14 protein-coding genes and 1 tRNA gene are annotated in these 12,282 nt (G+C 34.8%); 6 read left to right on the top strand and 9 right to left on the bottom strand.

Features of this window, described 5'->3' with window-relative positions; all coding sequences use genetic code 11:
- Genes hemL through hemH form a run of 8 tightly spaced genes read right to left on the bottom strand, consistent with a single transcriptional unit; the run spans position 1 to position 8,014 of the window.
- Entirely contained in the window at positions 1–1,284 is a 1,284-nt protein-coding gene (hemL, locus tag ISP73_04165; GenBank protein MBL6657781.1) for a glutamate-1-semialdehyde 2,1-aminomutase, read from the bottom strand.
- Entirely contained in the window at positions 1,277–2,257 is a 981-nt protein-coding gene (gene hemB, locus ISP73_04160) for a porphobilinogen synthase (GenBank protein MBL6657780.1), read from the bottom strand. The genes hemL and hemB overlap by 8 nt, the downstream gene beginning before the upstream one ends.
- Before the next feature lie 10 nt (positions 2,258–2,267).
- Complete coding sequence (hemF, locus tag ISP73_04155; GenBank protein ID MBL6657779.1) at positions 2,268–3,170, bottom strand: oxygen-dependent coproporphyrinogen oxidase; 903 nt, start codon at positions 3,168–3,170, stop codon at positions 2,268–2,270.
- Between the two features lie 5 nt (positions 3,171–3,175).
- On the bottom strand, positions 3,176–4,216 hold the full coding sequence (gene hemE / locus ISP73_04150; GenBank protein MBL6657778.1) for a uroporphyrinogen decarboxylase: 1,041 nt from the start codon (positions 4,214–4,216) through the stop codon (positions 3,176–3,178).
- Complete coding sequence (locus tag ISP73_04145) at positions 4,213–4,872, bottom strand: uroporphyrinogen-III synthase (protein MBL6657777.1); 660 nt, start codon at positions 4,870–4,872, stop codon at positions 4,213–4,215. The genes hemE and ISP73_04145 overlap by 4 nt, the downstream gene beginning before the upstream one ends.
- Positions 4,856–5,770 (bottom strand): hydroxymethylbilane synthase, encoded by a 915-nt coding sequence (gene hemC / locus ISP73_04140; protein MBL6657776.1) that lies wholly within the window; start codon positions 5,768–5,770, stop codon positions 4,856–4,858. Before hemC ends, ISP73_04145 begins: the two co-directional genes overlap by 17 nt.
- Positions 5,771–6,991 (bottom strand): glutamyl-tRNA reductase, encoded by a 1,221-nt coding sequence (gene hemA, locus ISP73_04135; protein ID MBL6657775.1) that lies wholly within the window; start codon positions 6,989–6,991, stop codon positions 5,771–5,773.
- Between the two features lie 6 nt (positions 6,992–6,997).
- Positions 6,998–8,014 (bottom strand): ferrochelatase, encoded by a 1,017-nt coding sequence (hemH, locus tag ISP73_04130; protein ID MBL6657774.1) that lies wholly within the window; start codon positions 8,012–8,014, stop codon positions 6,998–7,000.
- Between the two features lie 252 nt (positions 8,015–8,266).
- On the opposite strand from hemH, the gene ISP73_04125 reads away from it, so the two are divergent.
- Positions 8,267–8,557 carry a hypothetical protein gene (locus ISP73_04125; GenBank protein MBL6657773.1) on the top strand — a complete coding sequence of 97 codons (291 nt, stop codon included), beginning with the start codon at positions 8,267–8,269 and terminating at the stop codon, positions 8,555–8,557.
- A 17-nt stretch (positions 8,558–8,574) separates the two neighbouring features.
- Positions 8,575–8,649, top strand: a tRNA-Val gene (locus ISP73_04120).
- Between the two features lie 106 nt (positions 8,650–8,755).
- On the opposite strand, the gene ISP73_04115 is transcribed toward ISP73_04120, so the two are convergent.
- A complete protein-coding gene (locus tag ISP73_04115) occupies positions 8,756–9,211 on the bottom strand; it encodes an Lrp/AsnC family transcriptional regulator (GenBank protein ID MBL6657772.1) in 456 nt (151 codons plus the stop codon).
- Between the two features lie 168 nt (positions 9,212–9,379).
- Between ISP73_04115 and ISP73_04110 the strand changes: the two genes are divergently transcribed.
- From ISP73_04110 to speB, 4 genes are read left to right on the top strand one after another with little or no spacing between them, the layout of a single operon-like run.
- Positions 9,380–9,817, top strand: coding sequence for a hypothetical protein (locus tag ISP73_04110; GenBank protein MBL6657771.1), 438 nt, complete (start codon positions 9,380–9,382; stop codon positions 9,815–9,817).
- Entirely contained in the window at positions 9,810–10,058 is a 249-nt protein-coding gene (locus tag ISP73_04105; GenBank protein MBL6657770.1) for a hypothetical protein, read from the top strand. Before ISP73_04110 ends, ISP73_04105 begins: the two co-directional genes overlap by 8 nt.
- Entirely contained in the window at positions 10,058–11,437 is a 1,380-nt protein-coding gene (locus ISP73_04100) for an arginine decarboxylase (protein ID MBL6657769.1), read from the top strand. The genes ISP73_04105 and ISP73_04100 overlap by 1 nt, the downstream gene beginning before the upstream one ends.
- Position 11,438: 1 nt before the next feature.
- Positions 11,439–12,281, top strand: a complete 843-nt coding sequence (gene speB, locus ISP73_04095) for an agmatinase (GenBank protein ID MBL6657768.1) — start codon at positions 11,439–11,441, stop codon at positions 12,279–12,281.
- The last annotated feature ends 1 nt before the right edge of the window (position 12,282 follow it).

Here is a 12,282-nt window from a genome sequence, read left to right as displayed (position 1 = left end):
TTAAAGTATCTCTTCCAAGCTTTGCTCAATAGCTGCTATGGTTTTATCTAGCAAAGCTTTGGTGTGAGTGGTTGATAAAAATAAACTTTCAAAGGCTGAAGGGGCAAAATAAACACCTCTTTTAAGGACACCATGAAAGAGCTCTTTAAACAAGTCGGAATTGGCATTACAGGCATCGTCAAAGTTATTGACTGCTTCAACATCAAAATGAAAACTAATCATTGAGCCAACTCTGTTAATAGCATATTGAAGCTTGTATGCGTCAAATACTCTTCTTAATTCATGTTCAAAATAAGCCGTGTTTTCCTCCAGTTGGGAATAAATAGAGGGATTTTCATTTAGCTCTTTGAGTAGGGTATAACCACAGCTCATTGCAATAGGATTACCACTAAGTGTTCCGGCTTGATAGATAGGTCCAACTGGTGCTACCATATCCATAATTTCTTTTTTTCCTCCAAATGCTCCTACGGGCAAACCGCCACCAATAATTTTACCTAAAGTGACCATATCTGGAACAATACCATAATGTTCACTTGCGCCACCTTTAGCTAATCTGAAACCAGTCATGACTTCATCGAAAATAAGAACAATATGGTGTTTGTCGCATAAGTTTCTTAAACCCTCTAAAAACCCTTTTTTAGGAGGAATACAACCCATATTTCCCGCTACGGGTTCAAGTATGATAGCCGCAATTTGATCAGGATTTTCGTCAATAATTCTTTTAACAGCATCCAGGTCGTTATAGGGTGCTAGTAAAGTGTCTTGAGCTGTACCTTTGGTTACGCCAGGACTATTTGGTACTCCAAGTGTAATGGCACCACTTCCTGCTTTGATCAGAAAGGCATCAGCATGACCATGATAGTTGCCTTCAAATTTGATAAATTTCTCTCTATTGGTGTATCCTCTAGCTACTCTAATAGCACTCATGCAGGCCTCTGTGCCTGAATTGGTCATTCGTACTTTCTCCACAGCAGGAACCATCTCACAAATGAGCTCGGCAATATCTGCTTCCAATTCAGTTGGTGCGCCAAATGAGGTGGTGTTGTTTGTTGCTTCTTGAAGAGTTTTTACAATGGGCTCGTGACAATGTCCTAATATCATAGGTCCCCAAGAGCCAATAAAATCAATGTATTCTTTATCATCAACATCTGTAAGAATAGAACCTTTAGCAGATTTAAAAAATAAAGGCGTTCCTCCAACTGAGCGAAAGGCTCTTACTGGTGAGTTTACCCCGCCAGGGATAAATAATTGAGCCCTTTCAAAAAGTAATTCGCTGTTATTCATTGTTCAGTAGTTTTGAAGCTTCTTTAGCAAAATATGTAGCTATGAGTGTTGCACCAGCTCGTTTGAAACCAATGAGGCTTTCCATCATGACACTATCGTGGTTGAGCCACCCTTTTTCGCTAGCTGCTTTTATCATTGCATATTCGCCTGATACTTGATATACACTCACTGGAATATCAAATTGAGAACTGACTTGTTTGACCATGTCCAAGTAGGGTGTTCCGGGTTTTACCATTATGATATCTGCACCTTCATCTATATCGTTATCCACTTCGCTTATGGCCTCAGATGAATTTGCTGGGTTCATTTGATAGCTTTTTTTATCTCCAAAACCTGGCTTAGAATCTAGAGCATCTCTAAAAGGGCCGTAAAAAGAAGAGGCATACTTTACACTGTATGACATAATACCTACATGTGGAAAACCTTCATCTTCTAAGCGTTCCCTAATAGCGCCTATGCGACCATCCATCATATCTGATGGAGCAACCATATCAACACCCGCTTCGGCATGTGATAGTGCCATTTCTGCTAAAACATCAACGGTTTCGTCGTTGAGTATTTCTTGACCATCTACAATGCCGTCGTGTCCATGAATGGAGTAGGGGTCCAGGGCCACATCACTCATCAAGTACATTTCTGGAATCTCTGATTTTAATAATCGAATAGCTCTTTGCATCAAACCTTTAGGATTAACGGCTTCTTTTCCCTCATTATCTTTGAGTTGGTCTTCCACTTTGGCAAAGAGTAGTGCAGACCGAATACCTAAATCAAAACAACTTTGAACCTCTTGTATGAGCAAGTCTAAAGAGTAACGATAATAGCCTGGCATAGAAGTGATTTCTTCTTTTTTGTTTTCGCCTTCCATAAAGAAAATTGGAACAATAAAATCGCTAGGATGAAGTCTATTTTCTTGTACCATATCTCTTATGGCATTGTTTTTTCGTAATCGTCTATTTCTATTTTCTGGAAACATAGTACTTAGATTAGACCCAATTTTTTGGGTTTTTTAATACTTCAATTAGTTTTTCTTCTTCACTACCCTTATCTGGCTTATGGTTGTATTCCCACCTAACAGTAGAGGGTAAACTCATGAGTATAGATTCCGTTCTTCCTTTGGTTTTAATGCCAAAATGGGTGCCTCTATCGTGTAGTAAATTGAACTCTACATACCGTCCTCGACGAATTTCTTGCCATACTTTTTCTTCTTCCGTAAAGTTTTCGTTCTTATGTTTTTCTACTATTGGTAGATAGGCTTCAAGAAAGGCGTTACTCGAGTCTATACTGAAATTCATGATTTCTTTCATACTTCTATTTTCATCGGCTTTCTGATAGTCAAAGAAAATACCACCTATTCCTCGGCATTCTCCACGGTGGGAATTATAAAAATAGGTGTCGCACTCTTTTTTAAAGTTGGAGTAATAGCTAGGATTATGTTTATCGCATACACTTTTATTAATTTGATGGAAGTGTTTTGCGTCTTCTTCATCTAGGTAATAGGGCGTAAGGTCTGTGCCACCGCCAAACCAGGCTGTTTTGATATCTCCGTTTTTGTCGTACATCTCAAAATACCGCCAATTTGCGTGAACGGTAGGTACTTTGGGACTCAAGGGATGAATGACTAAGGATAAGCCACAGGCATAAAAACTAGCTTCATCAACTTTAAATTTTTCTTTGAATAAATCTGGCAAATCTCCGTGAACTACAGAGACATTAACGCCCCCTTTTTCAATGACCTTACCATTGTTTAGGATACGCGTTTTACCACCACCTCCACCTTTTCTATCCCATTGATCTTCTACAAATTTTGCCTTACCATCCGATTGTTCTAAGCCCTTACAAATCCGATTTTGTAAATCAAAAATATGCGCTTCGAATGTTTGTTTGATAGACATTAGGCTGAATAATTTTTTATGGCATTGATGAATACCTTAGCATTTTCAACGGGCACGGTAGGTAAAATTCCATGACCTAAGTTTGCAATGTATTTGTCTTTGCCAAATCCGTCAACCATTTCTTTAGCTAGTCGTTCAATTTTATCGTGTGGGGCAAAGAGCCAAGCTGGGTCGAAGTTTCCTTGTAAAGTAATATTTGGACCCGCTAGTTTTCTCGCTTCTTGAGGGGTCAAGGCCCAATCTACACCAATTGCATTTGATCCTAATGCCACTAAGTCTTTGATGGCGTACCATACTCCTTTAGCAAATACTATGGTAGGTGCACCACTGATGTTGTCAACGATTTGTTTGATATAGGGTAGAGCAAACTCTTGAAAATCTTGGGGCGATAGTAAACCTGCCCATGAATCAAAGATTTGTACAGCTTGTGCACCTGCTTCAATCTGAGCGTTGAGATAAGCGATGGTGGTGTCGGTTATTTTTTGAAGTAAAAGATGAGCAGCATCTTTCTCGGAATGGCAGAAGGCTTTGGCTTGAGAAAAATCTTTAGAGCCCTGACCTTGCACCATATAGCATAATATGGTAAATGGTGCGCCAGCGAAACCGATAAGTGGAACTTTACCATTGAGGTCTTTTCGTGTGAGTGTCACCGCATCCATAACATAGCCTAATTTTTGGTGAACATCAGGGACTTCAATGGCTTCAGCATCTTTGAGATTGTTAACCGTTTGTGGAAGAAATGGGCCTTTGCCAGCTATCATTTGCACCTCGTAGCCAAGGGCTTGTGGTACGACCAATATATCTGAAAATAATATAGCTGCATCTGTTCCTACTTGGTCGATGGGCATTATGGTAATTTCAGACACTAACTCCGGAGTTTCGCAGCGTTCGAAAAAAGAATATTTTTCCCTTAAAACACGATAGTCAGGTAAAAATCGACCGGCTTGACGCATCATCCAAACGGGGGGTCTTTCTACTTTTTCACCATTCAATGCTCTAAGTAGGAGGTCGTTCTGTAATTCTGGAAAATCGTGTTTCATTTAAAATAGTTTTTTGCAGTTTCTACTAGACTTTTGGGCGTAGTAGTTTTACTAGTTATGCATTGCTGTCCTTCTTGTTTTAAAGCATGTGCAGTCGTTGATCCAATAGCGAAACAGGGTAAATTATTGAAACCACCGTTTTGTGCCAAAGAATGAACTGCACTTGGACTCATAAAAGCTAGTCCATCAATACCGTGCAAATTTAAGGTTTTATTGAGATTTTCGGTCTGATATACTACGACTTCTTTGACTTTTATCTTGTGAGATTCCAAATGTTGAGGTAATTCATCTCGTCTTCTATTGCCACAGATAAAAATCACTTCTTTTTCACCCTTTTCAATAACGACTTTTGCTAGCTCTGAGGCAGTTGCTATTTGTGGGATTATTGCTGAAGGGATAAGTTCCGCTGTTTTTGGTCCAATAGCATACACTGTTTTAGGGAATGAAATTTCGTTTGCTAACAGTATTTCAACAGCTGTTCTGCTGCTAAATATCCAAGGTTTATTAGAGTCTAATTCTTTGATGTTGAATGGAATAGCTGTGGTACGAATAAGTGCATTAGAACTTACTTTTAGGGATTTATCTGTATTTAATTGCTCTAGATTTTGTGAAGATAAATCATTAAGAAAAAGAAGGTGCTTAACTGTATTTTTCATTTTCTGCTGATTCAATCAGTTTGAGAGCTCCCTTTGCTAAAGCCATGTCGGCAGCTTTTTGGGCTATGGATTGAGCATTGGATAAGTCATCTTTTAGGTCTATTTCAATCTTTTCTTGACCATCTGTACTCACAACAATTCCTTTGAAGGATAAGGTGGTATCTGATATTGTTACGAAAGCTCCAACAGGTGCTGAGCAGCCTCCATTTAAAATATTTAAAAATGACCTTTCAATACTTGTGCACAAAGCTGTTTGCTTATGATTAAGCTCGTTAATAATTGTTTTTATCTGTTCGTTTTGAGTGTGACAGATTACAGCTACTGCACCTTGTGCTGGGGCGCATACCATCCAAGGCATTTCTTGATTAATTTCGTTTTCAAGCCCTAGTCGAATTAGTCCTGCGCTGGCTAAAATGGTGGCATCCCAATCACTATCTTTTAGTTTTTGAATACGAGTGGGGACATTTCCTCTAATATCTACCATTTTGTGGTGAGGATATTTACTTAGCCATTGTGCTTTTCTTCGGTTACTACTAGTGGCAATAACGGCATTTTTATTGTCTAAAAAATCCAATCCTTTTCTGCAAACTAGGGCGTCCGTAGGGTTTTCTCTTTCAAGAATTGCTCCAACAAATAGGTTTTGTTCAAGTTCGGTTGGAATATCTTTAAATGAATGTACGGCTATATCAATGCTTTTGTTGAGGATAGCATCGTCGAGTGTTTTGGTAAAGACGCCTTTTCCACCCATCAAAGGAAGGGGAGTGTCTAGGATTTTATCTCCTTCTGATTCTGATAAGATAAGTTCATATGTATGTCCAAGCTGAGATAATTTTTCGGCAACATGATTAGTTTGCCAAAGAGCTAATTTACTTTTACGACTACCTATCTTAATATGCATTTAATCAATTTTATACATTTCTCGCATAATTTCTAATATATCTTCGTCATTGCGATACCTTTTTCGTAAATATTCAATGTTTTTACTGGATATTTTTTTTACTATGCTATCGATTAGGGGTTTTATGCGTTCTAATTCTTCTTTGTGATACTGACCTTTGTATTTGTCAATTTCTTCATTTTTTAGGCTATCGAAGGATTTTTTTAAATTTTTTATGGTAGGTCCTAAGGTGTGTAATTTTGACCAATCTTCAAATTCTATTTTGTGAAGGTTAATTATGGTCTTAGCTTTAGGGATATCTTTCTTTCTTTTATTTAGTGTTTTATCGGCTTCAGCATTAAGTTGATCTATATCGACTAATTCTATTTTGTTTGATGCAGTATTAGGGTCAATATTTCTTGGAACTGATAGGTCTATAAATAACTTTTCAGTATGTATTCCTTGTGTAATTTCCTCTGTGATGGTGTACTGTTTTGCGTTAGTAGCGACTACTACTACATCGGATTTGTTTATTTCTTCTTGTAAAGATTCTATTGGGGCAAATCTCACTTTCTGCAGCTCTGCTATTGCTTTAGCTTTTTCTGCAGTTCTGTTGATAATGGTGATTTCGGCTTTAGTCTGGCTATTTAAATTTTCTAGTGTCCGTTGTCCTATTTCGCCTGTGCCAAAGACGAGAATTTTCTTCTTGTCTTTGAGATGTTCTGTTTTTTGTCTGATTTTAAGGACTGTAGCATGAGCAACTGATGCCGCGCCTTTACTTATTGTAGTAAACGATTGTACTTCTTTGTTGGCTTGAAATACAAATTGCAATAACCTATCCATTTGGCTATTGATACATGCATTTTTCTTAGCTAATTCAACGCCTTCTTTGACCTGAGAAAAAATTTGTAAATCGCCTAAAATTTGCGAATCAATTCCGGTACTGACTTCAAATAAATTTTGAATGGCTTCATCGTTTTCTAGCACAAAGCCATATTGCTCAAAATTTTGTTGATGATTACCACTATAGTGAATGAATTTTTCTTTCAGTTGGTGAATGTTGATGTTCTGAGCAAATACTTGAGTTCGGTTACAGGTAGAAACTGTAAATGCAGAGCCACCTAGGGACTTTAAATCGTTGATGAATTCTAATGACTGTTGTTTGTCTATGCTGAATTGTTCTCGTATCTCTAAAGGACAATTCCAATGACTAATACCAACGCTGTAAAATGAACCTTCCATTCTGTTTTATATGCTTCGTTTTACTATCATTTCTTTCAAACCTTGTACAAAACTATCGGAAGAATTTAGACTTTCTACTAATTGTACTTTCTCTCCACCGAATTCTTCAAATAACTCTTGATATTCATCACCAATTTCAATGGTTGTTTCTAGGCAGTCTGCCACAAAAGCAGGTGAGAAAACGAGTATTTTCTTGGCACCATTTTTTCCTAAGTCTTCAATAATTTTGTCTGAAAAAGGTTCAATCCATCCTCTTCCTAGTCTTGACTGAAAGCCTACACTGTAATCCTCTTTTTTAAGCTTGAATCGTTTGGCTAATTGAATAGCTGTTTCGTAGCAGGTAGCTTTGTAACAAAATTGATTGGCTTCAGTAACGCCTTGTTCACAATCGTTATCTTGACATAAGCCCTCGTCATACACTTTATCAACATGCCGTTCGGGAAGACCATGAAAGCTAAATAAGATGTGATCGTATTCTTTAAAGTTGTGCTTGTTACCTTGTTCTTCAAACCCTTTTAAATAAAATTCATGGTCGTAAAATTGGGTAACAAAACTTAGTTCAGGAATAACCCACCATTTTCTTATTACATCCATGGCTTCTTCAATAACAGAACCATTGGTTGCAGAGGCATAATGGGGAAATAGGGGTAGTATAATAATTTGCTCAAAGTTTTTATTCTCCCAACTTTCCAATGTTTTTCGGAGTGAAGGGTTTTTATAACGCATGGCATATTCTACATGATATTCTTCGCCTAGCTCTTCTTTGAGTTTATTCGTTAAATCATCCGTGTGATAAACAATAGGAGAACCTCTTTCAGTCCATAGTTCTTTGTATACTTTAGCAGATTTTGGCGCTCTAAAAGGAACAATAATGCCATTTACTAGTATCTTTCTCAGAAGCCATGGGATGTCTATTACTCTTTTATCATTTAAAAACTGAAACAGGTAACTTCTTACATCACTAGTTTTTGGGCTGTCAGGAGTTCCAAGGTTTACTAGAAGAACAGCTTTCTTTTTTGTCATAGTTTAATAATATGTGCAAATTTAAGAAATTCGAGCTCCATTTCATTGTATTTTATTCAAATTTTAATAAATTTATTTCGATATAATCTGTAATTATTCAAATTAGTGTTTTCTTATTTTTTTTGTATTAATTCGAGCGATTTCTTTGATGAAACGCTATTATAACCGGATGAATAGAAGTTTTTGTTCGATGACCAATTCTTTTCTATTATTTATGTGTTTTTGATAGCTGCTAAATTCGTTTGTTGTTTTATGAATTATCGTGTTTTAGATTTACACAATGACTATTGGGTTAGGTTGATAATAGTTCCTTTACTAGGCTTTTGTGTGCCGTATTTAACGAACATTATTCCAGATGTTAATCTCCAAGATTCTTTTATTTGTCGTCATCCCTCAGTATTTACAGTGGTAGTTGTCGTTATTGTGTTTGAACTGAACAGATATGTTGTTAAGATGTACGGAGACGTTTTTGCTTCAATTAATTTTCATCCTGTTAATAGATTGCTATTAAAATTTATTTTTCTTATTTTTTATAATTACTAATTTTGGAAGATATTATTGGGCAATTAGCTCAGTTGGTTTAGAGCACTACCTTGACAGGGTAGGGGTCACTGGTTCGAATCCAGTATTGCCCACTTACAACGCCCCCTCATTCTCTAGTAGATTGAGGGGTTTTGTTTTTTCCCCCAACATATTCCTAACAATTTAAAAAAAGTGTTTTGTTTAAGTCATAATAATGTATTAATCAAGTATAATCTCTGTTGTAAATTTCATTTCCTCAAGTACGATTTGACTTTCAATATCGTTTATGTTTGGAATAGATGACAATTTTGTAATCAAAAAATCTTTGTATTCTTCAACTGAACTCATTCTTATTTTTGCCATAAAATCATAAGCTCCAGAGGTGTGGTATAGTTCGCATATTTCATCATAGGATAAAATACTATTAACAAATTCATTTCTTTTAGTATGATTATGTTCTTTAATTGTAATGTTAACAATAATAATTATTTTAACTCCCAATTTTAATGGGTCTAAAATTGCAGAATAGTTTTTGATTATACCATCTTTTTCCATTTTTTTTATTCGTTCATACACCGGAGTAATACTTAATCCGACATTACTAGCGATTTCTTTTATCGAAAAATTAGAATTTTGTTGTAAATATTTCAATATTTTTTTGTCAATGGCATCCATACAGCAGAAAAAATTTCTTTAAATCAATATTATAAAGTTTTAAAAAGCGATTTATTTTTTAAATATAACAAATTACATTAATATTTACTTAAATATATATAAATTAAATTAATTACTTCTAAATAATTTTAATTTGTAAGTATAATTACAATTAAATTAGTTTTATATATGAAGTTTTTATTTTTTAAAAATGACCCCTTAATTAGTAAGCTTCCGCTATACTTTCCAACATATGAAATTATTGGATTAGATTATCGAATATTTTTTGAAGATAATGTTGAACCTAGTTATTATGCTGATTTTTCTAAGCATGCGGATGCTATGGAAATTGATAGCGTATTTATTTTTAGAAAATTTAAAGTTGATAATGACCCTCTCATTGACCTAATTTTAAAAGCAGATTTTTTAGGACTTGACGTTAATCAGTACTTTCTCAATAAAGGTATTGACAAGGTTAATACAGATTTTCAATCACACATCGATTATGTTGATGCAAATAATATGCTTATAATATCGGATAAAATTTCTGGTTCACAATTTGATCAATTAATAGAGGTATTGATAGCTACAAAAGATATGTATAATAAATTTTATGACAATGATTAGAAAGATTATTCCTTTTTCTAAACTGGATGGTAGTTTAAAACAAGAAGTTCTCAGAAAACTTTCTGAAAATCCTCAAAAAATTGAAGTCAGCTTTAAGGAGCAAAAGTTACAAGCTGTTTTTCTTAATAAGGTTGACATCCAGTACCTTATTCCACTCGATTTAGCCAATGAAGAAGTTAATAATTTTGATGAGGATGATAACTTTGAAACAATAGACGATTTAGATATTTCAGAATTGTAATGAAGACAACCTATATAGATTGGATTTATCAAAACTTCGACTTTCCTCAGTCACCTTTTACTGTAAAAAATAATCAACTTCATTTCAATGATATAAATTTAGTTGATCTTCATAAAAAATACGGCTCTCCTTTACGTGTCAGTTATTTACCACTTATTAAAGAACGTATTATACAGGCAAAAAAGGGTTTTAAACAGGCTTTTGAGACACTTCATTACAATGCTGATTATCATTATGGATATTGCACTAAAAGTTCTCACTTTTCATTTGTTATTGACGCCATTTTAGAGGAAAATTGTTTTATTGAAACTTCTTCAACTTTTGACATTGATATTGTAAATAAACTTTATGATACTAACAAAATAGATGTAGATCATTTGATTATTTGTAATGGATATAAGACAGAAACCTATCTATCAGCCATTGCTCATTTAGCCAATAAAGGATTTAAAAACATTACTTTAATTGTTGACGATTATCACGAACTAGAGTTCATAGAACCTCTACTCAATAATACTCTTAAAATTGGAATTAGAATAGCTACTGACGAAGATCCAAAATTTGAGTTTTATACGTCGAGGTTAGGGGTTAGAATTGATAAAATACAACAATTCTACTTGGACAACATTCATGATTCACAAAAATTTAGTCTTGAGTTGTTACATTTTTTCATAAATGCTGGTATAAGAGACACTTTACATTATTGGAATGAACTGCATAAATGTATGGAATGTTATTTGCAGTTGCATCAACTTCAACCATCTTTAAAAGGCTTAAATTTAGGAGGGGGATTTCCAGTCAAAAATTCGTTATTAGACAATTTTTCCTATGACTACATGATTTATGAAATTGTAAAAGCCATTCAAGAAAGTTGTGATAGTAAAAATGTACCTTATCCTAATTTATATACAGAATTTGGCTCTTATACCGTAGCAGAATCGGGATTTATACTATACCAAGTGCTTGCACAAAAAAAACAAAATGATAAAGAGCGATGGAATATAATAAACTCTTCATTTATTACGACCTTACCCGATACTTGGTCCATTAATAAACGTTATATAATGTTAGCCATTAATAATTGGGATGAAGAATATGAAAGAGTTTTACTTGGAGGAATTACTTGTGATGGAGACGATTACTATAATTCAGAACAGCACACCAATGCTATTTATTTACCTAAGTACGACCATTTAAAACCCCTATTGATTGGTTTTTTTAATATGGGTGCCTATCAAGAATCAATTTCTGGTTATGGCGGGATAAAACATTGTTTAATACCTTCGCCAAAACATATAATTATTGACAAAAACCATAATATTAAGGTTTTTGCCGAAGAACAAAATGCCAATCATATGCTAAAAATATTAGGTTATTAGAATGAATACTTTTGCAGGAATACCGTCAGAATATGCTCAGCTAAACAGCGCTCGAGCAATTATAATACCCGTTCCATATGATGTCACGAGTACATGGATGAAAGGAGCCGATAAGGGACCACAAGCCTTGCTCGATGCAGCATTGTATTTGGAGTTGTATGATATAGAAACACAGCAGGAAACCTATAAACATGGTATATTTTTGTCAAAACCAATACCTATTTTAAGTAATCCAACATTAACCAACAACAATATCTATCGATTTACACAAAACCTACTTAAAGAAGATAAGTTATTAGCTTTTTTAGGAGGCGAACATTCTGTATCCATAGGAATATTACAGGCTTTCAAAAAAAAATATTCTAATTTGAGTGTGGTTCAATTCGATGCTCATGCTGATTTAAGAGAAACATACGAGGGATCTGAATACAATCACGCTTGTGCTTTACATTGGGCAAGCAAAAATACGGATTTGCATCAAATAGGAATTAGAAGCATGGATATCTCTGAAAAACAATGGATGAATATGGATAAAGTGATCTTTTCTCACCAGATTTCAGAAGATTACAATTGGAAACAGTTTAGTCAAAAACTCCATGATAATGTCTATATTACAATTGATCTTGATGCTTTGGACCCTAGCATAATGCCAGCTACTGGAACCCCTGAACCTGGAGGAATGAGTTGGCAACAACTCATTGGAGCAGTAAAAGCTATTAGCCAAAACAAAACTATCGTTGGTTTTGATATCGTTGAGCTATGTCCTAATCCAAATTATAATCATGCTAATTTTACAGCAGCAAAATTATTGTACAAAATATTAAGTTTCATTTTAAACAAATAAT

This window comes from Flavobacteriales bacterium (genome assembly GCA_016779935.1).
In the GTDB taxonomy this organism is placed as follows: Bacteria; Bacteroidota; Bacteroidia; order Flavobacteriales; family UBA7312.
The sequence above is the reverse complement of the archived record's forward strand: the minus strand, read 5'-3'. Positions and strand labels throughout refer to the sequence as shown.